Origin of the sequence: Streptomyces sp. LUP47B (genome assembly GCF_001746295.1) — a bacterium.
Lineage (GTDB): Bacteria > Actinomycetota > Actinomycetes > Streptomycetales > Streptomycetaceae > Streptomyces.
In genome coordinates this window covers 17,467-39,245 of record NZ_MJAH01000029.1, presented here as the reverse complement: position 1 = coordinate 39,245, position 21,779 = coordinate 17,467, and the positions used below count along the sequence as shown (strand labels likewise).

The 21,779-nt window shown below is 70.7% G+C and carries 24 protein-coding genes; 13 read left to right on the top strand and 11 right to left on the bottom strand.

Features of this window, described 5'->3' with window-relative positions:
• Positions 1 to 13: 13 nt before the first annotated feature.
• Positions 14 to 889 (bottom strand): LLM class flavin-dependent oxidoreductase, encoded by an 876-nt coding sequence (locus tag BFN33_RS46525; RefSeq protein ID WP_069766279.1) that lies wholly within the window; start codon positions 887 to 889, stop codon positions 14 to 16.
• 554 nt (positions 890 to 1,443) lie between these two features.
• Here BFN33_RS46525 and BFN33_RS46520 point away from each other — a divergent pair.
• The 7 genes from BFN33_RS46520 (at position 1,444) to BFN33_RS46490 (ending at position 7,503) form a co-directional block, all read left to right on the top strand.
• Complete coding sequence (locus BFN33_RS46520; RefSeq protein ID WP_069766278.1) at positions 1,444 to 2,199, top strand: HipA family kinase; 756 nt, start codon at positions 1,444 to 1,446, stop codon at positions 2,197 to 2,199.
• On the top strand, positions 2,196 to 2,612 hold the full coding sequence (locus BFN33_RS46515) for a DUF3037 domain-containing protein (RefSeq protein WP_069766277.1): 417 nt from the start codon (positions 2,196 to 2,198) through the stop codon (positions 2,610 to 2,612). Before BFN33_RS46520 ends, BFN33_RS46515 begins: the two co-directional genes overlap by 4 nt.
• 153 nt (positions 2,613 to 2,765) lie before the next feature.
• The gene (gene fabG / locus BFN33_RS46510) at positions 2,766 to 3,527 is read left to right on the top strand and encodes a 3-oxoacyl-ACP reductase FabG (RefSeq protein ID WP_069766276.1); all 762 of its coding nucleotides are present in this window, start codon (positions 2,766 to 2,768) and stop codon (positions 3,525 to 3,527) included.
• Positions 3,528 to 3,539: 12 nt separating this feature from the next.
• Positions 3,540 to 4,304: an SDR family oxidoreductase gene (locus BFN33_RS46505; RefSeq protein WP_069766275.1), complete on the top strand. Its 765-nt coding sequence runs from the start codon at positions 3,540 to 3,542 to the stop codon at positions 4,302 to 4,304.
• Positions 4,305 to 4,494: 190 nt separating this feature from the next.
• Positions 4,495 to 6,075 carry an ABC transporter substrate-binding protein gene (locus BFN33_RS46500; protein ID WP_069766274.1) on the top strand — a complete coding sequence of 527 codons (1,581 nt, stop codon included), beginning with the start codon at positions 4,495 to 4,497 and terminating at the stop codon, positions 6,073 to 6,075.
• Positions 6,076 to 6,164: 89 nt separating this feature from the next.
• Entirely contained in the window at positions 6,165 to 6,848 is a 684-nt protein-coding gene (ung, locus tag BFN33_RS46495; protein ID WP_069766273.1) for a uracil-DNA glycosylase, read from the top strand.
• Between the two features lie 133 nt (positions 6,849 to 6,981).
• Entirely contained in the window at positions 6,982 to 7,503 is a 522-nt protein-coding gene (locus tag BFN33_RS46490) for a hypothetical protein (protein ID WP_069766272.1), read from the top strand.
• Between the two features lie 12 nt (positions 7,504 to 7,515).
• Here the strand turns inward: BFN33_RS46490 and BFN33_RS46485 are convergent, their stop codons facing one another.
• Complete coding sequence (locus tag BFN33_RS46485; protein WP_256123056.1) at positions 7,516 to 7,971, bottom strand: hypothetical protein; 456 nt, start codon at positions 7,969 to 7,971, stop codon at positions 7,516 to 7,518.
• 199 nt (positions 7,972 to 8,170) lie between these two features.
• Positions 8,171 to 8,683: a DinB family protein gene (locus BFN33_RS46480; protein ID WP_069766271.1), complete on the bottom strand. Its 513-nt coding sequence runs from the start codon at positions 8,681 to 8,683 to the stop codon at positions 8,171 to 8,173.
• 121 nt (positions 8,684 to 8,804) lie between these two features.
• Here BFN33_RS46480 and BFN33_RS46475 point away from each other — a divergent pair, with 121 nt between their 5' ends.
• Positions 8,805 to 9,710 carry a Gfo/Idh/MocA family protein gene (locus tag BFN33_RS46475; protein ID WP_069766270.1) on the top strand — a complete coding sequence of 302 codons (906 nt, stop codon included), beginning with the start codon at positions 8,805 to 8,807 and terminating at the stop codon, positions 9,708 to 9,710.
• Here BFN33_RS46475 and lnt read toward each other — a convergent pair.
• The 4 genes from lnt to BFN33_RS46455 form a co-directional block, all read right to left on the bottom strand.
• Positions 9,634 to 11,193, bottom strand: coding sequence for an apolipoprotein N-acyltransferase (lnt, locus tag BFN33_RS46470; RefSeq protein ID WP_069766269.1), 1,560 nt, complete (start codon positions 11,191 to 11,193; stop codon positions 9,634 to 9,636). The genes BFN33_RS46475 and lnt overlap by 77 nt on opposite strands.
• A 65-nt stretch (positions 11,194 to 11,258) precedes the next feature.
• On the bottom strand, positions 11,259 to 11,744 hold the full coding sequence (locus tag BFN33_RS46465; protein WP_069766268.1) for a nuclear transport factor 2 family protein: 486 nt from the start codon (positions 11,742 to 11,744) through the stop codon (positions 11,259 to 11,261).
• Between the two features lie 98 nt (positions 11,745 to 11,842).
• Positions 11,843 to 13,015 (bottom strand): FAD-dependent monooxygenase, encoded by a 1,173-nt coding sequence (locus tag BFN33_RS46460; protein ID WP_069766267.1) that lies wholly within the window; start codon positions 13,013 to 13,015, stop codon positions 11,843 to 11,845.
• 50 nt (positions 13,016 to 13,065) lie between these two features.
• Positions 13,066 to 13,245 carry a hypothetical protein gene (locus BFN33_RS46455; protein WP_069766266.1) on the bottom strand — a complete coding sequence of 60 codons (180 nt, stop codon included), beginning with the start codon at positions 13,243 to 13,245 and terminating at the stop codon, positions 13,066 to 13,068.
• A 309-nt stretch (positions 13,246 to 13,554) separates the two neighbouring features.
• Between BFN33_RS46455 and BFN33_RS55030 the strand changes: the two genes are divergently transcribed.
• Positions 13,555 to 13,710 (top strand): hypothetical protein, encoded by a 156-nt coding sequence (locus tag BFN33_RS55030; RefSeq protein WP_256123055.1) that lies wholly within the window; start codon positions 13,555 to 13,557, stop codon positions 13,708 to 13,710.
• 170 nt (positions 13,711 to 13,880) lie between these two features.
• On the opposite strand, the gene BFN33_RS46445 is transcribed toward BFN33_RS55030, so the two are convergent.
• On the bottom strand, positions 13,881 to 14,756 hold the full coding sequence (locus BFN33_RS46445) for an undecaprenyl-diphosphate phosphatase (RefSeq protein ID WP_069766265.1): 876 nt from the start codon (positions 14,754 to 14,756) through the stop codon (positions 13,881 to 13,883).
• 136 nt (positions 14,757 to 14,892) lie between these two features.
• On the bottom strand, positions 14,893 to 15,363 hold the full coding sequence (locus tag BFN33_RS46440) for a helix-turn-helix domain-containing protein (protein WP_069766264.1): 471 nt from the start codon (positions 15,361 to 15,363) through the stop codon (positions 14,893 to 14,895).
• Between the two features lie 126 nt (positions 15,364 to 15,489).
• On the opposite strand from BFN33_RS46440, the gene BFN33_RS46435 reads away from it, so the two are divergent.
• A complete protein-coding gene (locus tag BFN33_RS46435; protein ID WP_069766263.1) occupies positions 15,490 to 16,659 on the top strand; it encodes a thiolase family protein in 1,170 nt (389 codons plus the stop codon).
• A gap of 10 nt (positions 16,660 to 16,669) precedes the next feature.
• Here BFN33_RS46435 and BFN33_RS46430 read toward each other — a convergent pair whose 3' ends face one another.
• Entirely contained in the window at positions 16,670 to 17,437 is a 768-nt protein-coding gene (locus BFN33_RS46430) for a TVP38/TMEM64 family protein (protein WP_069766262.1), read from the bottom strand.
• Between the two features lie 316 nt (positions 17,438 to 17,753).
• Here BFN33_RS46430 and tuf point away from each other — a divergent pair, with 316 nt between their 5' ends.
• Positions 17,754 to 18,923, top strand: a complete 1,170-nt coding sequence (gene tuf, locus BFN33_RS46420) for an elongation factor Tu (protein ID WP_069766260.1) — start codon at positions 17,754 to 17,756, stop codon at positions 18,921 to 18,923.
• A 124-nt stretch (positions 18,924 to 19,047) separates the two neighbouring features.
• Positions 19,048 to 19,893: a spermidine synthase gene (locus BFN33_RS46415; RefSeq protein WP_069766259.1), complete on the top strand. Its 846-nt coding sequence runs from the start codon at positions 19,048 to 19,050 to the stop codon at positions 19,891 to 19,893.
• Here BFN33_RS46415 and BFN33_RS46410 read toward each other — a convergent pair.
• On the bottom strand, positions 19,855 to 21,156 hold the full coding sequence (locus BFN33_RS46410) for an MFS transporter (protein ID WP_069766258.1): 1,302 nt from the start codon (positions 21,154 to 21,156) through the stop codon (positions 19,855 to 19,857). The two genes, BFN33_RS46415 and BFN33_RS46410, sit on opposite strands and share 39 nt — an antisense overlap.
• 154 nt (positions 21,157 to 21,310) lie before the next feature.
• Between BFN33_RS46410 and BFN33_RS46405 the strand changes: the two genes are divergently transcribed.
• Entirely contained in the window at positions 21,311 to 21,748 is a 438-nt protein-coding gene (locus tag BFN33_RS46405) for a DUF4442 domain-containing protein (RefSeq protein WP_069766257.1), read from the top strand.
• Positions 21,749 to 21,779: the final 31 nt, after the last annotated feature.

The following is a 21,779-nucleotide window of genomic DNA, read 5'->3' as shown; positions in this document are numbered from 1 at the left end:
AGGTGGTCGGGAGTCACGGGGGAGTGACGGGCGGGGAACCGTCCTGCAGCCGGGCGACCGACTCCAGGACCTGTTCCCGCCCCGCGTACACGCCCTCGCTGCGCGGGTAGTGGACGATCACATCGGTGAAGCCCAACTGGTGTGCCCTGCCGCGCATCTCCTCGAACCGCGTCACGCTGCTCAGCGAATACCCCGGGCAGGAGTCGAGCGAGAGGTGGCGTTGGAAAGCGGTGAGCGGCTGAAGTTCCTCCATCCGCGCGGCCAGCTCCCCTACCCCTGACCACCAAGTCCGCTCGTCGGTCGCGTTCGCGGGCCCGATCGTGACCCAGCCGTCTCCCAGCCGGCGGGCGAGCCGCAGGGTGCGGGGCCCGCTGCCCGCCACGATCAGGGGAACCCGGGGCTCGCGCACGCAACCTGGCGCCGTGCGGGCGTCCTTGGCTGTGAAGTACGTGCCCGCGTAGTCGACGTGGTCCTCCGTCAGGAGCCGGTCGAGCAGCTCCACGAACTCTGCCAGGCGGTCGACACGTTCACGCGGCGGCAGCACCGGGCGGCCGAGCATGGTCGCGTCGACGTCCACGGCTCCGGCCCCCACTCCGCACAGGAACCGGCCGCCGGACATGTCGTCCAGTGCCATCACCTCACGCGACCAGGGCACGGGGTGACGAAAGTTGGGAGACGTCACGAAGGTGCCGAGACCGATACGGGACGTCGAGGTCGCAGCCGCCGCCAGGGTGGCCGCCGTACCCAGCCACGGCCCGCCCGCCAGAGTCCGCCATGCCATGTGGTCGTAGGTCCAAGCGTGATCGAAGCCCAGCTCCTCGACTGCGCGCCACCGCGCTCGGGCCTGCGGCCAGGTGTATTCGGGGAGGATGACTACGCCGACTCGCACTGGTCACATCCCCCCTGGGGCCGTTCGCCGGCCATCGCACCGAAGCCGAGTGGGCGGAACGCGGTGATTTCCGGAGCAGGCGCACCAGGACACGACATGCTGACAGGGTAACGACCGCCTGGGGCCCTGTGTGGGGTTCGAGCGCCGGCCGACGCTCTCGTCCGAGTTGACGGCTGCGCATCTGCGCGCACATAGCCAAGTTGAAGTCCACGGGAGCAAAACCGTGGCAGTGGGCGGCGGCCCCGAAGGCTGCCACGTGCTGCCGCACACCTGTGCCTCGCTCATGCTGGAGGCCGGAGGGTCTGTCGTGACTGTGGCGCGGTGGCTCGGGCGCTCCTCGCCGGCGATCACCCTTGGTTACTATGCACACTTCGTGCCGGAGGCCGGGAGCCAGGGGCGAACCGCTGTCGATGGACTGCTCGGGAAGCTGGGGAAGCTGCATGCCGGTCGAAACTCCCCAGACTCTCCCCAGGCCGTTGACGGGCGATTCGTGATGCTGTGCCCCTTCAGTGCTTACCGTGGATTTCAAGGTTGATTGGATAGGTGGCCTGAGAATGCCGAATGAGGTCACCGTGACCCGCTACATCACGCCCCTGCGTGAGGGCGGCTCGCTGCCGGGGCTCGTCGAGGCCGACGACCGCGGGACGTACGTCATCAAGTTCACCGGCGCGGGTCAGGGCCGTAAGACACTGGTCGCCGAGGTGGTGGCCGGGGAACTCGCCCGCAGGCTCGGCTTCCGGGTGCCGCGGCTCGTGACGCTCGACCTCGACCCGGACCTGGGGCTCGGTGAGCCCGACGAGCGGGTGCAGGAGCTGCTGAAGTCCAGCGGCGGCACCAATCTCGGCATGGACTTCCTCTCCGGAGCGCTCGGTTTCGACCCGCTGGCCTTCGCGGTCGGCCCGGAGGAGGCCGGCCGGATCGTCTGGTTCGACGCGCTGGTCAACAATGTCGACCGCTCCTGGCGCAACCCCAACCTGCTGTGGTGGCGGGGCGAGGTGTGGCTCATCGACCACGGCGCGACCATGATCTGGCAGCACAACTGGCCCGGCGCCGAGAAGTCCGCCGCCCGCCCCTACGACGCCTCGGACCACGTCCTGAAGCCCTTCGCGCCGGATGTCGCCGCGGCCGCCGCTGAACTGGCACCCAGGGTCACCGAGGACCTCCTCGCCGAGGTCACCGCCGAGATCCCGGACGCCTGGCTGACCGGCGAACCCGGCTTCGAGTCGCCGGACGAACTCCGGCGGACCTACGCACGGCCACTGCTCGCGCGCGCGGCCGTCGTCCATGAGCGGATCGAGGGGATCAAGTGACCGAGCGCCACATCATCAGGGGCGGCCGCACCGACGACCGCGAGGTCTTCGAGTACGCCCTGCTGCGGGTCGTGCCCCGCGTCGAGCGCGGCGAGTGCATCAACGCGGGGGTGCTCGTGTACTGCCGCGCCAAGGCCTACGTCGGCGTGCTCACCCACCTCGACGAGGCACGGCTGCGGGCGCTCGACCCGGACGCGGACGTGGCCGGTGTCCGGGCCGCGCTCCACGCCGTCGAGGGGGTCTGCGCCGGTGGTGAAGGGGCCGGGCAGGCCGCCCGCGACGACGCCGGACGGCGCTTCCGCTGGCTGATCGCGCCCCGCTCCACCGTCGTCCAGCCGGGCCCGGTGCACACCGGGCTCACCACCGATCCGGCCGCCGAACCGGAGCGTCTGCTGGATCTGCTGGTCAGGTAATGGATCACACCTGGCTCGTGGGACGTTGACACCGCGTGCCATGGCTTCTAGCGTCACGTCTGCTGAAGGTACTAAGCGGTCGCTCACCGAATGGGCCGTACATTCTCAGGTCGATTTCCCCAGGTCGATTTCTCAAGGGCGAGGAGAACCAGCATGTCCACCACAGAGCAGCGGGTAGCCGTGGTCACGGGTGCCGCGCGCGGCATCGGCGCCGCCACCGCCGTACGACTGGCCGCCGAGGGGCGCGCGGTCGCCGTGATCGACCTCGACGAGGCCGCCTGCAAGGACACCGTGGAGAAGATCACCGCGGCCGGCGGCCGGGCGATCGCGGTCGGCGCGGACGTCTCCGACGAGGCCCAGGTGCAGGCCGCCATCGCGCGCGTGGCCGAGGAGCTCGGCGCGCCGACGATCCTCGTGAACAACGCGGGCGTGCTGCGCGACAACCTGCTGTTCAAGATGAGCGTCTCCGACTGGGACACCGTCCTGAACGTGCACCTCAGGGGCTCGTTCCTGGTCACCAAGGCCATCCAGAAGCACATGGTGGACGCGGGCTTCGGCCGGATCGTCAACCTGTCCTCGTCCTCCGCCCTCGGCAACCGCGGCCAGGCCAACTACTCCGCCGCCAAGGCCGGTCTCCAGGGCTTCACCAAGACGCTCGCCATCGAGCTCGGCAAGTTCGGCATCACCGCCAACGCCGTCGCCCCCGGCTTCATCGCCACCGACATGACCGCCGCGACCGCCGAGCGGGTCGGCATGGGCTTCGACGAGTTCAAGGCCGCGGCCGCCACCCAGATTCCGGTCGCGCGCGTGGGCGAGCCCGACGACATCGCCAACGCCATCGCCTTCTTCACGGGCGAGGCGGCCGGATTCGTCTCCGGCCAGGTGCTGTACGTCGCCGGCGGACCGCTCGACTAGGGAAACAGGACCATGACTTCGCAACTCCCCGAGCTTTCGGGCAAGGTCGCGCTCATCACGGGCGCCAGCCGCGGCATCGGTTACGGCATCGCCGAGGCGTTCGTCGCGCGCGGTGACCGGGTGGTCATCACCGGCCGCACCGAGGACTCCCTCAAGGAGGCCGTCGAGCAGCTCGGCGCCGAGCGTGCCGTCCACGTGGCGGGCAAGGCGCACGACGAGGCGCACCAGACCGCCGCCGTCGAGCGCGCCATGGAGGCCTTCGGGCGCGTCGACTATCTGGTCAACAACGCCGGTACCAACCCGGTGTTCGGGCCGATCGCCGACCTCGACCTGAATGTGGCGCGCAAGGTCTTCGAGACCAACGTGATCTCGGCGCTCGGCTTCGCCCAGAAGACCTGGTACGCCTGGCAGAAGGACAACGGCGGGGCGATCGTCAACATCGCCTCCGTCGCGGGCCTCGCGCCCTCGCCCTTCATCGCCGCGTACGGCGTCAGCAAGGCCGCGCTGATCAACCTCACCCAGCAGCTCGCGCACGAGTTCGCGCCGGGAGTGCGGGTCAACGCGATCGCCCCGGCCGTCGTGAAGACCAAGTTCGCGTCGGCCCTGTACGAGGGCCGGGAGGCGGAGGCCGCCGCGTCCTACCCGCTGGCCCGGCTCGGCGTGCCCTCCGACATCGGCGGCGCCGCGGCCTTCCTCACCTCGGCGCAGTCCGACTGGGTCACCGGTCAGACGCTCGTCGTCGACGGCGGCATCTTCCTCAACGCCGGAGTGAGCTGACCCTCGTCGTCTCGGCACGGGCGCCCGTTGACACCGACGGCGCCCGTGTCGACACACAAAAGCCTCACAGGGGATTTACAGGGTCATCACGTTGAGGCGATCGAGCTCCCTGTGAACGAACCGGTTGAGTGTGCGTGGCGCTGCGGTATGTTTTGCCGACTCTCGGCACGGCATTTCGAGGAGCAAGCGCGTGTTCAAGCGGAACCGATACCTGCCGCCCCTCGCGGCCCTCGTGTCCATATCCACGACGGCCGGATGCGGGGTGTTCTCCTCGGACTCCTCCGACGGCGGGAAGACGATCGTCGTGGGGACCACCAGTGCCCCGGCCACGCTGGACCCCGCGGCCTCCTGGGACAACTCCTGGGAACTGTTCCGCAACGTCTACCAGACGCTCCTGAACTATTCCCCCGGTGGATCCGACCCCGAACCCGACGCGGCCGAGAGCTGCGAGTTCACGGACACGTCGAGCACCGTGTACAGCTGCACGCTGCGCGAGGGCCTGAAGTTCTCCAATGGGCACACGCTGGACGCCAAGGCCGTCAAGTACTCCATCGACCGGATCAAGAAGATCAACGTCAACGGCGGCCCCGCCGGCCTGCTGGGGACGCTGTCCCGGGTGCAGGTGAAGGGTGACCGCGAGGTGGTCTTCCACCTCAGCCAGCCCGACGCCACCTTCCCCCTGGTGCTCACCACGCCGGCCATGTCGATCGTGGATCCCGAGGAGTACTCCGCGAACGCGATCCGCAAGGACGGGAAGATCAGCGGCTCGGGGCCGTACAGCCTCGACTCCTACCAGGAGGGCGAGAAGGCCGAGCTCGTCCGCAACGACAACTACAAGGGCATAGCGGACCTCAAGAACGACGCCGTCACCATCCGCTACTTCCAGCAGTCGGACGCGATGGTCAAGGCCCTCAAGGACAAGCAGATCTCGGTCGTGTACCGCGGTCTCGGGGCCTCCGACACCGTGGACATCGAGACCAACCAGCAGAAGGAGGGGCTCCAGCTCCTGGAGAACCCCACCACCGAGATCAGTTACCTGGTGTTCAACCCCAGCGACCCGTGGTCCGCGAAGCCCGCGGTCCGCAAGGCCGTCGCCCAGATCGTCGACCGCCCGGCGCTCGTGCACTACGTCTACAAGGACACCGTCGAGCCGCTGTACTCGATGGTCCCGGCCGGCCTCACCGGCCACACCACGGGATTCTTCGACGACTTCGGAGACCCCAGCGTGGCCAAGGCCAAGCGGTTCCTCACGGACGCGGGGATCACCAAGCGCGTCCCGCTGACCCTCTGGTACACCAGCGACCGCTACGGCTCGACGACCAAGCCCGCCTTCCAGGAGCTGAAGCGGCAGCTGGAGGCCTCGGGACTCTTCAGGATCACCCTCAAGAGCCGCCCGTGGAAGACCTACGTCGAGGGCTACCAGAAGGGCGAGTACCCGGTGTTCGGGCGCGGCTGGTTCCCCGACTTCCACGACGCCGACAACTTCATCGCGCCCTTCGTGGGCAAGCAGAACGCGCTCGGCACCCCGTACGACGCCCCCGAGATCACCGGCAAGCTGCTGCCCGAGTCGCGCGCGGAGAGCGACCGCGGGGCCGTGGGGCCGCAGATCGAGGAAGCCCAGCAGGTCTTCGTGGACGACACCCGGCTGGTGCCGCTGTGGCAGGGCAAGCAGTACGTGGCCGCGAACGAGGAGATCGCCGGTCTCGAGAAGGTCATCGACCCGGCGACCATGATGACGATGTGGGAGCTGTACCGGAAGACCAGCTGGTAGGACTCGGGCCCGGCCCTCACGGCACGGATGTCAGTGGTCGCCTGTAGGTTCTGAGGCCTGAAGTGACCGCACATCGTGAGGACGTTGACGTGACCGACACCGCCATGCTGCCCGAGTCCTGGCGCGGGGTTCTGGGCGACGAACTGCAGCAGCCGTACTTCAAGGAGCTGACGGAGTTCGTCGAGGACGAGCGGGCGAAGGGTCCCGTCTTCCCGCCCCGCGAGGAGGTCTTCGCCGCCCTCGACGCGACGCCGTACGACAAGGTGAAGGTCCTGATCCTCGGTCAGGACCCGTACCACGGCGAGGGCCAGGGCCACGGCCTGTGCTTCTCGGTCCGCCCGGGCGTCAGGACCCCGCCCTCCCTCCGCAACATCTACAAGGAGATGAAGGAGGAGCTGGGCCTGGAGATCCCGGACAACGGCTACCTCATGCCGTGGGCCCAGCAGGGCGTCCTGCTGCTCAACGCGGTGCTCACCGTCCGCTCCGGCGAGGCCAACTCGCACAAGGGCAAGGGCTGGGAGAAGTTCACCGACGCGGTGATCCGCGCGGTGGCCGAGCGCCCCGACCCGGCCGTCTTCGTGCTGTGGGGCAACTACGCGCAGAAGAAGCTCCCCCTGATCGACGAGAGCCGGCACGTCGTGGTCAAGGGCGCGCACCCCTCCCCGCTGTCGGCGAAGAAGTTCTTCGGCTCCCGCCCGTTCACGCAGATCGACGAGGCGGTCGCCCGACAGGGCCACGAGCCCATCGACTGGACGATCCCGAACCTCGGCTGACCCGGACCGCTGACCCGTCCGCCGGGCCGGTGCCGCACGGCCCGGCCCGGTCCCGCCTGACCTCGAATGTCAGTCGCGGCGGCTAGCGTCGGCAGAGACAGGGGACGACAGCCGACAAGGGCCGGAGGACGCTTTGACGGAGCGACAGGAGCAGGCGGCGCCGGACACCGTGATGACCCGGATCGGGCAGGTCGTCATGCTGTGTCACGCGGGGGACCGCGAGGAGGCCCGGCACCGCTTCCTGGCCCTGTGGGCGGAGATCGGCGAGGACGGCGACCCGTTGCACCGCTGCACCCTGGCGCACTACATGGCCGACGCCCAGGACGACCCCTGCGACGAACTCGCCTGGGATCTCAGGGCGTTGACGGCAGCGGAGGAACTCACCGAGGACCGGCCGGCCCGGCACGAGGGCGCGCTCGCCATGCGCGCCCTGTACCCCTCGCTGCACCTCAACCTGGCCGTCGACTATGTGCGCCTCGCCCGCACCGACGCCGCCCGCACCCATCTGCGCCGGGCCCGCAGAGCGGCGGACGCCCTGGGGGAGGACAACTACAGCGACGGGGTGCGGGCGGCGATCAGCAGGCTGGAGCTACGGCTCGGCGAGGGCGGATCCGCCGGTGACGGACGGTGGGGACCGCCGAGGCAGCGGCCCTGAGACCGCGCTGCCTCAACGCCCGTACGTCTGGTCGCAGATGACCGACTCGGGGCTGCCCTGCTGCCAGCCGCCGTACTTCCTGCCGAGCGCGCAGACGTCCTTCGGTCCCTTGGGGACCGACTTCGGGATGGACCTGGCCACGTCCGGGATCTCGACCCGGGGTGGCCGGTGGCGCCGGGAGTCCGGGTGCCGAGGTTCGGGATGTGCCGGGCGCGCGGGATGCTGTGGATGTCCCGGACGCGCCTGTGCCGGGTGTCGGGGCTGCGGCTGGGCGGGGGCCGCCGCGGTCCCCGGGGCCCTGTCGCGCGGGGCGGTTCCCTCCGGCTTCGAGGACGGGGACGGGTCGATCATGGACAGCGCCTCCTGGGCCGGGGCTTGCACGATCTGCGGCTGCGCCTGACCGTCCGGGCGGGCGCCACCCGGTCCCGGCAGCCGTGACGGTGCCGTCGCCGGCGGCGGCCCGGTCACAGGGGGACGCTGGACCGTCACACAGCCGGTGAGGGCCGAGACAGCCACGGTGACCAGGAGCGTTGCGGTAGTCGTGGTTCGATGCACCCGCGCCACTCTGCTGGTTCGAGCGACGTCGGCGACAGCGGACGAGCGGAGGTTGCCCCGCACGGGTGATCTCCGTCCCCGTACGGTGTGCTCAGGCCTCCCGGGGCTGACGTCAGTCGCCGGTGACGCCGTCGATGCGCTCGCGGATCAGGTCCGCGTGGCCGTTGTGGCGGGCGTACTCCTCGATCATGTGGGTGTAGAGCCAGCGCAGGTTGAACCGCTCCCCGGTCCGGCGGTGCTTGCCCACGGTGAGGTCGTCCAGGCCGAAGCGGGCCGCGTTCTGCCGGCTCTTCTCGATCTCGGCCTGCCAGGTGCCGTGCGCCTCCTGCCAGGTGTCGGCCTCGGTGAGACGGAACTCGCCGTCCGGGTCGGCCTCGCTGTAGTAGATCGGCGCCGCGTCCTCGTCGGTCAGGACCCGGCGGAACCAGCTGCGCTCCACCTCCGCCATGTGCCGCACCAGGCCCATGAGGGAGAGCGTGGACGGCTCCACCGCGGCGGTCCTGAGCTGGGCGTCGGTCAGGCCCTCGCACTTCCAGGCGAGGGTCTGCCGGTGGTAGTCGAGCCAGCCCTCCAGCATGCTGCGTTCGTCGGCGGTGGTCGCGGGTTCGGGGCGCTGTGTCGTCATGCTCGCATCCTGACCCACCTCACCCCTCACCACCAGCGAATTCCCGGTCGTCGGCCGGGGCCCGCCGAGGCCGCCGTATGCTTCCGGCAAGGCCCTGGCCGGACAAACTGAGGAGTCCAACGTGAAGGTCGGCTGCATCGGACTCGGTGACATCGCGCAGAAGGCGTATCTGCCGGTGCTCGGCGGCCGGCCCGGCGTCGAACTGCATGTGCAGACGCGGACGCCGGCGACGCTGACCCGGGTCGCCGACGGCCTCCACCTTTCCGCGGGACAACGGCACCAGGACCTCGACTCGCTGCTCGCCCAGGGACTCGACGCCGCCTTCGTGCACGCGCCGACGAGCGTGCACCCCGACATCGTCGCGCGGCTGCTGGAGGCGGGCGTACCGACGTACGTCGACAAGCCGCTCGCCTACGAACTCGCCGACTCCGAACGGCTGGTGGCGCTCGCCGAACAGCGGAACGTGAGTCTGGCCGTCGGGTTCAACCGGCGGTTCGCGCCCGGGTACGCGCAGTGCGCCGACCATCCGCGCGAGCTGATCCTCATGCAGAAGAACCGGATCGGGCTCCCCGAGGAGCCCCGCGCCATGATCCTCGACGACTTCATCCACGTCGTCGACACCCTGCGGTTCCTGGTGCCGGGGCCGGTCGACGACGTGACGGTACGCGCGCGCGTGGAGGACGGACTGCTGCACCACGTCGTGCTCCAGCTCGCCGGGGACGGCTTCACCGCGCTCGGGGTGATGAACCGGCTCAGCGGCTCGGCCGAGGAGATCCTGGAGGTGTCCGGACAGGACACCAAGCGGCAGGTGTTCAATCTCGCCGAGGTGATCGACCACAAGGGCCAGCCGACCGTGCGGCGGCGCGGCGACTGGGTGCCGGTGGCCCGGCAGCGCGGCATCGAGCAGGCGGTGCTCGCCTTCCTCGACGCCGTGCGCGCGGGAAAGGTGCTCAGCGCCCGGGACGCGCTGGCGACCCATGAGCTGTGCGAACGGGTGGTACACGCGGTTCAGGAGCGGTCCGCCTGAACCGCCGGCCCAGCCGGCCGGCGCACCACGCGGCGAGGATCAGCAGGGCCGCGTGCACCGGCCAGTCGCCGAAGCGGACGTACGGCGTCGTCCCGGTCGCCAGCGGTACGTCGTACACCCGCGAGGTGCTGGAGTCGGTGCCGATCCACCGGCCGACCCGCTGTCCGCTCGCGTCGTAGACCGCGGAGACACCGGTCAGGGTCGAGTGCACCATCGGGCGTCCGGTCTCCGCGGCGCGCAGGGCGGCGAGCGAGGCGTGCTGCTCGGGGGCCCAGCTCTGCTGGAAGGACGAGGTCGCCGACTGGGCGATCAGCAACTGGGCGCCGTCCTCGGCGAGATGGCGGCTCATGTCGGGGAACGCCGACTCGAAGCACACCATCGGCCCGACCTTCAGCCCGTGACCGACGTCCATCACGACCTGCTCGGAACCGTTCCTGCGGTTCTCGCCCGCCGCCTTGCCGACCGAGGTGGCCCAGCCGAGCAGCGAGCGGGCCGGGATGTACTCGCCGAAGGGGACGAGCCGCATCTTGTCGTAGCGGTCGCCGGTGAGTCCGCCGGGGCCCACGAGCACCGAACTCTTGTAGATGCCGGGTTTGTCGGAGCGGCGGGCGTCCACGTTGACGAGGATGTCGGCGCCGGTCTCCTCGGACAGCACCGCGATCCGCTTCGCCAGGTCGGGCCGGTCTCCGAGGTCGAAGCCGACACTGCTCTCGCCCCACACGATCAGGTCGACGTCCTGCCCGGCGAGGTCACGGGTCAGCTGCTCCTCGCGAGCGAAGCGCCGGTCGGGGCCGTCGATGACACCGGGCTGGACGACCGCGATCCGTGTCGTCCCCCCGGTGTCGGGACGCGGTGACCACATCCAGGCCGCCGAGGTCACGGCGGCCGTGGCGACCAGACCCGCCACCGCGGGGACCCTGGACTCACGGACCGTCACCAACACGGCGGCCGCCACATTGACGGCCACGATCAGGAAGCTGAGCAGCCACACCCCGCCCACCGAGGCCAGCCGCAGCGCCGGTTCCACCCCCCACTGGCTGGAGCCGAGGACGCCCCACGGGCCGCCGAGCCCCTGCCAGGAGCGGACGAGTTCGATACCGAGCCAGCCCGACGGCAGCACGGCGAGCGCCGCCGCGGTCCGGCCGCGCGAGGGCGTCCCGGCCAGGAAGTGCCGCACCAGCGCGCCCCACGGCGCCCACAGCGCGCCGAGCAGGGCGCCGATGACGAAGATGAACACGCTCAGGCTCGGCAGCAGCCAGTGGTGCATCCCCACCATGAAGCCGAAACCGCCGGCCCAGCCGTCGTACGCCGCCCGTTTCGCCGTGGGGGCCGAGCGGATCAGCGCGATCCAGGGGACGAGGGCGACGTAGGCGAACCACCACAGGGATGGTGCCGGGAACGCGAGGACGGGGAGAGCGCCTGCCACCGCGGCGACGATCGAGCGCCGCCACGGGGAGGCGAGCCAGTTGCCGAACGTGTTCATACGGCGCCTCCTACCCCACAGGTGACTCCAGTGTGCGTGTGGTCGACCACCCTGAGGGCGTCAGCTCAGTTGATCACAGGTACGGGCCGGGGGTCCGGCAGTCGCCGCCACTTCTCCTGTACGACGACCTCGCGCAGTCGCCAGCCGTCGTCCGTGCGCAGCAGAGCGAAGGCGTAGCGGCCGCCGCAGACGAAGTCGGGGGCGGTGGAGGCGGTGTCGTCGTCGGCGAGGCGCATCGGGTTGATGTAGTCGGCCTGGACGCGGGCCGTGTCGCCGGTGTCCTGGTCCAGGGTGCCGAATCGGACGCGGCGGTTGACGATCAGATGCTGCCGCATCGAGAACAGCCGCAGGCTCTCCGCGAGCCATGCGGCGACCTTGCGCGCGTCTCCCTCCACGCCGCCCGCCGAGCGGTAGTCGGCCCTCCCGTCGGAGGTGAACAGTCCTCGGAACGCCTCCCAGTCGCCGTCGTCCACGGCCACGGCGTAGTCGGTGACGAGTGCGTCCACGGTCAGCCGGTCCATCACGGTCGCGAGCTCCACACGCTGCGTCATCGGCTCAGTGTTGGGCATGGGAGGGGCCGCGCCAAGGGGCGTGCGGTGACATTCGGAGGGCGGGGCGGGGGTGATCGGGGGATGGGTTGAGGGTGGGGTCAGTCGTCGGCCAGGACGTCCACCGGCCAGGCGGCCGAGTGCGGGCCGAACCTGTTCTCGGCCGCGAGGGCGATCAGGCGGGCGTTGCGCGCCTCGGCCTCGGGGCCGTCCGGCAGGTGGTAGTCGTGGCCCGCGCGGGCGGAACTGGCCTGCACGGACGTGGCAGCCGGGGCCCGCCTGCGGACGTACCGGTCGAGCGCTTCGGGCACCTCGTCGGCTGCCGTGCCGGTCAGGCAGTCGCCGAGCACGGCCGCGTCCATGATGGCCTGGGCCGCGCCCTGGGCCTGGAAGGGCACCATCGCGTGCGCGCTGTCGCCGAGCAGGGTCACCCGGCCGACATGCCAGCGGGTGAGCGGGGCACGCGTGTGGATGCCGTAGCGCAGGACCTGGCCCGCGCGGTCGAGGACGGTCCGCAGCCGGGGGTCCCAGCCGGAGAAGGTGCGCAGCTGCTCGCCGGGTTCCGCCCGCGCGGTCCACGACTCTTGGGCCGCCTCGTCCGTCACGAACACGGCGACGACGTTGAGCAGTTCGCCGCGGCGCAACCAGTAGTGGACGACGTGACGGCCCGGGCCGAGCCAGCCCGCGTACTCCGGGAGGTCCAGGTCGGCGACCTGGGCGGCGGGGAGCAGGGCCCGGTAGGCGACGGTGTGCGAGAACACCGCCTCGTCCGCGCCGAAGAGCCACTGGCGGGCGGCTGAGCGGATGCCGTCGGCGGCCACGACGAGGTCGGCGTCCAGACGTTCACCGCTCGCCGTGGTCACATGGGCCGCGGTGTCGTCCTGGTCGATCCCCGCGACCGTGGTGGCCAGGCGCAGCGACTCGGGCGGTACGGCGGCGGCCAGGGCCTGTTGGAGATCGGCCCGGTGGACCTGGAGGTACGGCGCCCTGAACTCCTCCTCGGCCTCACGGCCGATGACATAGCGGCAGATCTCGGAGCCGTCGGACCAGGTGCGGAAGCTCACGTTCGCCGGGCGCGTGGACTGTTCCGCTACGGCGTCGAGCAGGTCCAGACGGCGCAGTACGCGCGTGGCGTTGGGAGCGAGCTGGATGCCGGCGCCGATCTCGGTGAGGCGCCGGGACTGCTCGACGAGCGTCACCTCATGTCCTGCCCGGCGCAGGCTCAGTGCCGCGGTCAGCCCTCCGATGCCCGCGCCCACGACGATGGCTCTCATGGCATGACCTCACTTCGACGGTCGTACCGGCCGGGTCGGTGGACGTGGGTTCAGGCCGCCTCGATGACGTCACTGCGGATCGCGGCCGCCCACTCGACCACCAACAGCTCGTACTCCGCGCGCTCCTGTGCCGACAGCTTGCCGCCGGCGCGCATCCAGAGCGCCCGGATCTGCTCGTTCACCTCGGCAGCAGACCGCGCGGAACCACGGGTCAGGGAATCGGGGGACATGCGCACAAGCCTAGGCGCAAGCACTGACAGTCCGCTACCGGACGGCTACGCAGAACGTATGCGATTGGTCACGGATTTTCGGGGCGCGCGCCCCGGTTCCGGTGGCCGGATCAGTCGACCCAGACGACGACTCACCATCCGCGATGGGCGGCCTCGCGGTAGAACTGCCGCATCGCAGCGAGTTGTCCGACCAGGTGGGCGCGGACGTCGCCGACGAACTCCGGGCCGAAGCCGCACACGACCGCCGCCTCGGCAGGGGAGGCCGGCAGGTCCGCGAGCAGGGCGGCCGACGTCGATGGCGTCGAGCCCGTGCGCGATGTCGGCCACGGCAGCGGGCCCGAACAGGCGCGGCGGGTCCGCGAGACCGTCGTACACCTCGTCGTGGTCGAGGAAGCCGATGTCGCCGTCCGGGTCGCCGGAGACCGCGCGTTCGAGCAGGGCCACCGTGACCGGGACGGCTCCTGACCCGCGGCAATGGCGGATGAGGCCCCACACCGCCCAGCCCGCGTCCAGAAGGTCCTCGGTCGGTGGGTTCCAGTTCGGTGCCGCGCCCGGCGAGCCCAGGGCCGAGGCGCGGCAGCGTTCCAGGTACTCCGGTGTGACCCGCGCGAACTGCTGGGTCAGGGTCATGCCTGTCAGCCCGCGGACTCCGCCGCGTGCGGGCTGAGGGCGCCCATCGTGACCAGGGCGATGATGACGATGCCCAGGGCGATGCGGTACCAGACGAAGGGCATGAAGCTCTTGGTCGAGATGAACTTCATGAACCAGGCGATGACCGCGTAACCGACGACGAAGGCGATCACCGTGGCGAAAATCGTGGGGCCCCAGGAGACGTGGTCACTCTCCATGGCGTCCTTCAACTCGAAGAGGCCGGAGGCCAGTACGGCGGGGACGGCGAGGAGGAAGGAGTAGCGCGCGGCGGACTCGCGCTTGTAGCCCATGAACAGGCCGCCACTGATCGTCGCGCCGGAGCGGGAGACGCCGGGGATCAGGGCCATGGACTGGCAGAGGCCGAAGATCAGGCCGTCCTTGACGCCGAGGTCCTCAAGTCCCTTGCGCTGCTTGGGCGCGCGATGCCGCCCGCCGTTCTCGTCGCGTGCGGCCAGCCGGTCCGCGACGCCTATGACGATGCCCACGACGATCAGCATCGTGGCGGTGATGCGCAGGTCGCGGAACGGCCCCTCGATCTGGTCCTTGAACAGCAGTCCCAGCAGGCCGATGGGGATGGAGCCGACGATCACCAGCCAGCCCATCTGGGCGTCGTGGTCGCTGCGCAGCTCCTTCTTGACCAGGGAACGGCTCCACGTCGAGATGATCCGCCCGATGTCCTTGCGGAAGTAGATCAGTACGGCCGCCTCGGTGCCGATCTGGGTGATCGCGGTGAAGGCCGCGCCCGGGTCCTTCCAGCCCGAGAAGGCCGCGGTCAGACGCAGATGCGCGCTGGAGGAGACGGGAAGGAACTCGGTCAGCCCCTGGACGAGTCCGAGGACGAGTGATTCAAACCAAGACATGAAGTTACGGCGTCCAAGTGCTGGTCGAGTGAAGGGAGTCGGGCGTGCCACATCACCGGGCGCGGTGATCGGGGTTCGAGGGCAGCGTAGCGCCCCGCGGTGACAGGCCGGCCACAGGGGCGGGCGTGGTGAGTGCCTACGCGGCCGTCGGGCCCGTCACCGTCCAGCCGGGGGTCTGCGGATGGGACGTCAGGTCCTCGTGCACCACCGTGCCGCCGCAGTCCGCGCAGGCGACGACGGGCGTCAGTTCATGGCCGCAGCTGTGCTCCAGGACCATGGGCCGGTCGTCGTCCGCGCGCAGGTGCCGGTCACCCCACGCCATGAGCGTCAGCAGCACTGGCTCCAGTTCGAGCCCTGCCTGTGTGGGCCGGTACTCGAAGCGCTGCGGTCGCTCGCTGTAGACCCGCTTGGTCAGGATCCCGGCGTCGACGAGCCGGCGCAGCCGGGTGGACAGGATGTCCCGCGGGGCCCCGATGTTGCGCACGAGCTGGTCGAAGCGGCCGTTGCCCAGGCAGACCTCCCGCAGCACGAGCAGGGAGTACTTCTCGCCGACGAGCGCCAGGGCGTCGGCGATCGAACAGGGACGCGGGTCTCGGGGGGCGGCCATGAAGCCCAGTCTAGGGGAGGGTTTGGTTCTCCAACTCAAGGGTTTGATTTCCCAACCCACGAGGTTATGGTGAGTTTGGATTTCCTACTCACTGGTAATCGCCCATCATTGATGGAGGCCCGGACCATGCGTGACGCAGTCATCGTCGAAGCCGTACGCACCCCCATAGGCAAGGGCAAGCCCAACGGCGCCCTCGCGCACGTGCACCCCGTCGAACTCCTCGCCCACACCCTGCGCACCCTCGTCGAGCGCTCCGGCGTCGACCCGGCGCTCATCGACGACGTCATCGGCGGCACCGTCGACCAGGTCGGCGAGCAGGCCATGAACACCACCCGCTACGCGGCCCTGTCGGCGGGATTCCCGGAGACGGTCCCGGCGACCACCGTGGACCGCCAGTGCGGCTCCTCCCAGCAGGCCGTGCACTTCGCCGCGCAGGGAGTGATCGCGGGCGCGTACGACCTCGTCGTCGCCTGCGGGGTCGAGTCGATGAGCCGCGTGCCGATGTGGTCGAACGTGCCCGAGGGCAAGGACCCCTTCGGCCCCGGGGTCGCCGAGCGCTACAAGGAAGGCCTCGTCCCGCAGGGCATCAGTGCCGAACTCATCGCCGCCAAGTGGTCGATCACGCGCGAGCGGATGGACGCGTTCGCCGTCTCCTCCCACCACAAGGCCGCCGCGGCCTGGGAGAAGGGCCTCTTCGACGCCGAGGTCGCGCCCCTGGAGGGCGTCTCGCGCGACGAGTGCGTTCGCCCGGGCAGTACCCCCGAGATCCTCGCCGGCCTCAAGCCCGCCTACTACGACCCGAACTTCGCCGAACGCTTCCCGCAGATCGAGTGGAGCGTGACCGCGGGCAACGCGAGCCCGATCAACGACGGCGCCTCGGCCGTCCTCATCACGTCGAGCGAGACAGCGGAACGCCTGGGCCTGCGCCCGCTGGCCCGCCTCCACAGCTTCGCCGTCACCGGCTCCGACCCGATCCTCATGCTCACCGGAGTCATCCCCGCCACGGAGCAGGTCCTGCGCCGAGCCCACCTCACCCTCGACGACATCGACCTCTTCGAGGTCAACGAGGCGTTCTCCAGCGTGGTCCTGGCCTGGCAGCAGGAGACGGGCGCGGATCCGTCCAAGGTCAACGTCCACGGCGGCGCCATAGCGATGGGCCACCCCCTGGGCGCGAGCGGTACCCGCCTGACGACGACACTGGTGCACGCGATGCGGGAACGCGGCGCCCGTTACGCCCTGCAGACGATGTGTGAGGCGGGCGGACTGGCCAACGCGATGGTTCTGGAGAGGGTGTGACCGACGCCTTTCAGGGGCGTCGCAGATGATGCCGCTTGCGCCACGCCACGATCGCTCCCGCCAACCCCGGCAGGGCGATCGCGGCCATGGCGATCAGAAACGCCGGCGAGGTCGGTGCGGAAGCCCGCGCACCGGCGACCACGTACGCGGCGGTGTTCGGAATCGACCCGAGCGCCGTCGCGGCGAGGAACGGCACATATCCCATACGGGACACGGCCGCGCAGTAGTTGGCCGCCCAGAAGGGCACCCCGGGAAACAGCCGCGCGACCAGCATCGAGCGGAACCCGTGCCGGCTGAGCTGCCCGTCCGCCGCCTTCAGCCACCGGCCCCGCAGCAACGGCCGTAGCGCGTCCTGCCCGAGCATCCGGCCCAGACCGAACGCGATCCCGGCCCCGAGCACCGTTCCGCCGAGCGCCGAGGCGAGCCCCAGCTGCGACCCGAAGAGCGCGCCCGCGGCCAGATTCAGCAGCGGCCGAGGCACGAACGCCACGGTGCACAGCCCGTACGCCACCCCGAACACGACCGCGGCCGCGACCCCGCCGAGCTGGGGCGGCCAGCCGTCGGAGAGCAGTCTCTGTGGCTCGAAGAGCAGGACCGTGGACGCGGCGCCCGCGAGCAGCGCGACGAGCAGGGACAACCGGGACCACGGCGACAGCAGCACTCTCGTGCAACGGGAGGTGAGACCCCCCGGCGCGGGGACGGGGAGAGCGAGCTCCGTGGCGATGGCCGGGGGAGTGGCCGTGGCGGTGCCCCCAGAGCGGGTGGTGGCATCGAGCATCCAGTGACGGTAACCGACATGGAGGTGTGATCGCCGTATGGATGCCGCCGCTTGCGTGGACGGGCGGTGACAAAAACCGTTCGACGTGGGACGACGCGTGGGACATGATCTGCGTCATGTTCCGGTACGCCTTCGCTCTCGCAGCATCCGCAGTCGCGGATGCGCCGAAGGCTGCCGTCCCCGTGTTCCTGGCCGCCGCAGACGGCGCCCGAAGCTGACCCTTCCCGGATCGTCCGGCGGACCCCGCAGGGGGAGGGTCGGCAAGTCCTTGGGGTCCCGTTCTTCCACGAACACGAAGAGGCTTCGAGGTACAGCCATGTCCAAGACCGCTTACGTGCGCACCAAGCCGCACCTGAACATCGGCACGATGGGCCACGTCGACCACGGCAAGACCACCCTGACCGCCGCCATCACCAAGGTCCTCTCCGAGCGCGGCAGCGGCACCTTCGTGCCGTTCGACCGCATCGACCGGGCCCCGGAGGAGGCCGCGCGCGGGATCACCATCAACATCGCGCACGTCGAGTACGAGACCGACACCCGCCACTACGCCCACGTGGACATGCCGGGTCACGCCGACTACGTCAAGAACATGGTCACCGGGGCCGCGCAGCTCGACGGGGCGATCCTCGTCGTCTCCGCGCTCGACGGGATCATGCCGCAGACCGCCGAACACGTGCTGCTCGCGCGGCAGGTGGGCGTCGACCACGTGGTGGTCGCCCTCAACAAGGCGGACGCGGCCGACGAGGAACTGGTCGAGCTCGTCGAGCTGGAGGTCCGTGAGCTGCTCACCGCGCACGGCTACGGCGGCGACGCCGTGCCCGTCGTACGGGTCTCGGGGCTGAAGGCCCTGGAGGGGGACCCGCGTTGGACGGCGTCGATCGAGGCGCTGCTCGACGCGGTGGACACCTATGTGCCCATCCCCGAGCGGTATCTGGACGCGCCGTTCCTGATGCCCGTCGAGAACGTGCTGACCATCACCGGCCGGGGGACCGTGGTGACCGGCGCGGTCGAGCGGGGCACCGTGCGGGTGGGTGACCGGGTCGACGTGCTCGGGGCCGCCGTGGAGACGGTGGTGACCGGCGTCGAGACCTTCGGCAAGCCGATGGACGAGGCGCAGGCCGGGGACAACGTGGCCTTGCTGCTGCGGGGCGTTCCCCGGGACGCGGTCCGGCGGGGCCATGTCGTGGCAGCGCCCGGCAGCGTGGTGCCGAGCCGTCGCTTCACCGCGCAGGTGTATGTGCTGTCGGCGCGGGAGGGTGGGCGTACGACGCCCGTCTCCACCGGGTACCGGCCGCAGTTCTACATCCGTACGGCGGATGTCGTGGGGGATGTCGACCTCGGTGAGGTCGCTGTCGCCCGGCCGGGGGAGAAGGTCGTCATGACCGTGGAGTTGGGTCGGGACGTGCCTCTTGAGCCAGGTCTCGGATTCGCCATCCGTGAAGGTGGTCGGACCGTCGGGGCGGGGACCGTTACCGCCCTTGTGTGAGGGTGGTTTCGGTGTGTGGGGGACTGCGGGGCCGTTGTGGCTGGTCGCGCCCGCGCGGCGGAGCCGCAGATCGATACAGCCCCGCGCCCCTGAAGGGGCGCTGTGGCACAGGCACAATGAGCAGATGACCGAGTCCCTGCCCGTCGCCCGTGCCGTTGATCACGGGTTCGCCAAGCTGATGCCCGATGTCGATCGGGAGCGGGCCTGGTTGTTGACCGTGGACGGGGCTCCGCAGTCCTACGTCGATCTCGACGAGCCGACGCATCTGGAGTTCGAGTACGCGCAGCGGCTCGGGCATGTGCTGGACGGCATCGGGGAGGCGGGGCGGCCGCTGGACGTCGTACATCTCGGTGGCGGTGCTCTGACCTTGCCGCGGTATCTGGCGGCCACCCGGCCGGGCTCCCGGCAGGACGTCGTGGAGGCCGACCGGGCGCTGCTGGAACTGGTCGTCGAGCATCTGCCGCTTCCGGAGGGGGCGGGGATCGCGTTGCACGCGGCCGATGCGCGGCGATGGCTGGAAGGCGCCCCGGCGGCCTCTGCCGACGCGCTGGTCGCCGACGTCTTCGGGGGGTCACGGGTTCCCGCCCATCTGACGTCCCTTGAGTACGCCTGTGAGGCGGCCCGTGTGCTCAGGACCGGCGGGGTCTATCTCGCGAATCTCGCCGACGCCGCGCCCTTCGCGTTTCTGCGGTCCCAACTCGCCAATTTCGCCGAGGTGTTCCAGGAGCTCGTGCTGATCGCCGAGCCGGCGGTCCTGCGGGGGCGGCGGTTCGGGAACGCGGTGCTCGTCGCCGGACAACTGCCCCTCGACACACCGGCCCTGGCCCGGCGGACCGCGGCCGACGCCTTTCCCGCGCGGGTCGAACACGGCGCCGGGCTGCGGAAGTTCATCGGGGCGGCGCGGCCGGTGCGGGACGCGGAGGCGGTGCCGTCACCCGAGCCCCCCGACGGGGCGTTCGGCATCGGCTGAGTCCTTCGTGGTGACCTGGGTGACCGTCCTGGTGCTCCGGCGCAGGTTACGGACGTCCGGTACGCACAGGACGGCCGCCGTGACCGCCGCGATCAGGCCCGCGCAGCCCCACAGGGCCGCGGTGCGTCCGAACGCCGACTCCGCCGGGCCCGCCAGAGCCGCTGCGAGCGGCATGAGGGCGACCGAGCCGAACCAGTCGTAGGCCGAGACCCGGGAGAGCTTGTCCTCCGGTATCTCCTGGTGCAGGGCGGTCATCCAGGAGACGCCGAACACCTCGACGGTCGCGCCGGCCACGAACATCGCCGTGCACAGGAGCGGTACCGACACCGGTACGGCCAGCGCGGCGGACGGCAGCGTCATCGGGAACACGCAGAGGATGCCCACGAAGAGCAGCCGGCGCGGCTTCCAGCGGGTCATGAGGAGGGCGCCGACGACCGTGCCCGCGCCGAAGAAGCCGAGGGCCACACCCCAGGGGCCCGCCCCGCCCAGGTCGTCCCGGGCGACCAGCGGGCCGTAGACCGCGTCGGCGGCACCCAGCACCGCGTTGGCCACGGAGAACTGGACGACGATCCCCCACAGCCACGGCCGCCCCGCGACCTCCCGCCAGCCGTCGCGGAGGTCGGCGAGCATGCCGGCGCCCGGTTCGCGTGCCGGGATGTGACTGACGTCGAGGAAGGCGCGGAGCGAACCGGCGACCGCGAAGGCCACCGCGTCCGCCGCGAGCACCCAGCCGGGGCCGACCGCGGCGACCAACGCACCGCCGAGCGCGGCGCCGCCCAGCGCCGCGCCCTGCATCGCCATCCGGAACACCGCGAAGGCACGGCCGGCCTGTTCGCCGCGCACCGAGGACAGCAGCATGCCCTCGGCCGCCGGGCTGAAGAACGCGTGCCCGGTGCCGCCGAGCGCGGTCAGCACCATCATCTGCCAGAGCCGGGGCTCGCCGGCCAGGACGAGGACGGCGAACGCTGCCTGGGAGAGGCAGTTGAGGGTGTTGGCCGCGACCATCACCCGGTGCCGGGGCAGGCGGTCCGCCACGGCGCCCCCGATCAGCAGGAACACCACCAGCGGGAGCGTGCGCGCGGCGGCCACCAGGCCCACGTCGCCACTGTCCCCACCTGCCTCCAGTACGGCGAACGCGGCGGCGATCAGGGCGCCGTTGCTGCCGAGGTTGGTCACGAACGCGGCGGCGGTCAGCAGGCCGTAGTTGCGGCTCGCCCAGGCGGGTCTGCGGGCGCGGCGGGAGGAGTCGGCGGAGGCGGTCACCGGCCGACTATCGCCGCCGGGGTGCTGTCTTGCCAAACCCTTTGCAGGACGGATCGGGAGGCGGTGAGGCCTGGAAGGAGACGTCTGTCACTGGTACCAGGCCTGGTCAGCGCAATTTACTCGTGGGTAACATCCCGGCATGAGCGCAGACCAGATGTCCGTCGGCGAGATGCTCGCCGCCACCGTGCCCATGGTGCGGACCCTGAACCTCGAGTTCGTGGAGACCGGCCCGGAGAAGGTCGTGGTCGCCCTGCCCGACCAGGGCGAGTTCCACAACCACGTGGGCGGACCGCACGCCGGGGCGATGTTCACGCTCGCCGAGTCCGCCAGTGGGGCGGTCGTCCTGGCCGCGTTCGGCGACCAGCTCTCGCGCGCCGTGCCGCTCGCCGTCAACGCGGAGATCGCCTACCGCAAGCTCGCGATGGGCCCGGTGACCGCCACGGCGACCCTGGGCCGCCCGGCCTCCGAGGTCGTCGCCCAACTCGACGCCGGGGAACGCCCCGAGTTCCCCGTGACCATCGAGATCCGCCGCGCGGACGGGGCGATCACGGGCGAGATGACGGTGGTGTGGACCCTGCGGCCCAACGGCTGAGCGCGGGACCGGGGGTGTGGGGGCGCCCCAG

Coding starts and splice junctions, on each gene's coding strand:
- BFN33_RS46520 (WP_069766278.1), top strand. CDS start 1,444: ATGCCGAATGAGGTCACCGTGACCCGCTACATCACGCCCCTGCGTGAG.
- fabG (WP_069766276.1), top strand. CDS start 2,766: ATGTCCACCACAGAGCAGCGGGTAGCCGTGGTCACGGGTGCCGCGCGC.
- BFN33_RS46505 (WP_069766275.1), top strand. CDS start 3,540: ATGACTTCGCAACTCCCCGAGCTTTCGGGCAAGGTCGCGCTCATCACG.
- BFN33_RS46480 (WP_069766271.1), bottom strand. CDS start 8,683: ATGACGACACAGCGCCCCGAACCCGCGACCACCGCCGACGAACGCAGC.
- lnt (WP_069766269.1), bottom strand. CDS start 11,193: ATGAACACGTTCGGCAACTGGCTCGCCTCCCCGTGGCGGCGCTCGATC.
- BFN33_RS46465 (WP_069766268.1), bottom strand. CDS start 11,744: ATGACGCAGCGTGTGGAGCTCGCGACCGTGATGGACCGGCTGACCGTG.
- BFN33_RS46460 (WP_069766267.1), bottom strand. CDS start 13,015: ATGAGAGCCATCGTCGTGGGCGCGGGCATCGGAGGGCTGACCGCGGCA.
- BFN33_RS46455 (WP_069766266.1), bottom strand. CDS start 13,245: ATGTCCCCCGATTCCCTGACCCGTGGTTCCGCGCGGTCTGCTGCCGAG.
- BFN33_RS46445 (WP_069766265.1), bottom strand. CDS start 14,756: ATGTCTTGGTTTGAATCACTCGTCCTCGGACTCGTCCAGGGGCTGACC.
- BFN33_RS46440 (WP_069766264.1), bottom strand. CDS start 15,363: ATGGCCGCCCCCCGAGACCCGCGTCCCTGTTCGATCGCCGACGCCCTG.
- BFN33_RS46435 (WP_069766263.1), top strand. CDS start 15,490: ATGCGTGACGCAGTCATCGTCGAAGCCGTACGCACCCCCATAGGCAAG.
- BFN33_RS46430 (WP_069766262.1), bottom strand. CDS start 17,437: ATGCTCGATGCCACCACCCGCTCTGGGGGCACCGCCACGGCCACTCCC.
- tuf (WP_069766260.1), top strand. CDS start 17,754: ATGTCCAAGACCGCTTACGTGCGCACCAAGCCGCACCTGAACATCGGC.
- BFN33_RS46415 (WP_069766259.1), top strand. CDS start 19,048: ATGACCGAGTCCCTGCCCGTCGCCCGTGCCGTTGATCACGGGTTCGCC.
- BFN33_RS46405 (WP_069766257.1), top strand. CDS start 21,311: ATGTCCGTCGGCGAGATGCTCGCCGCCACCGTGCCCATGGTGCGGACC.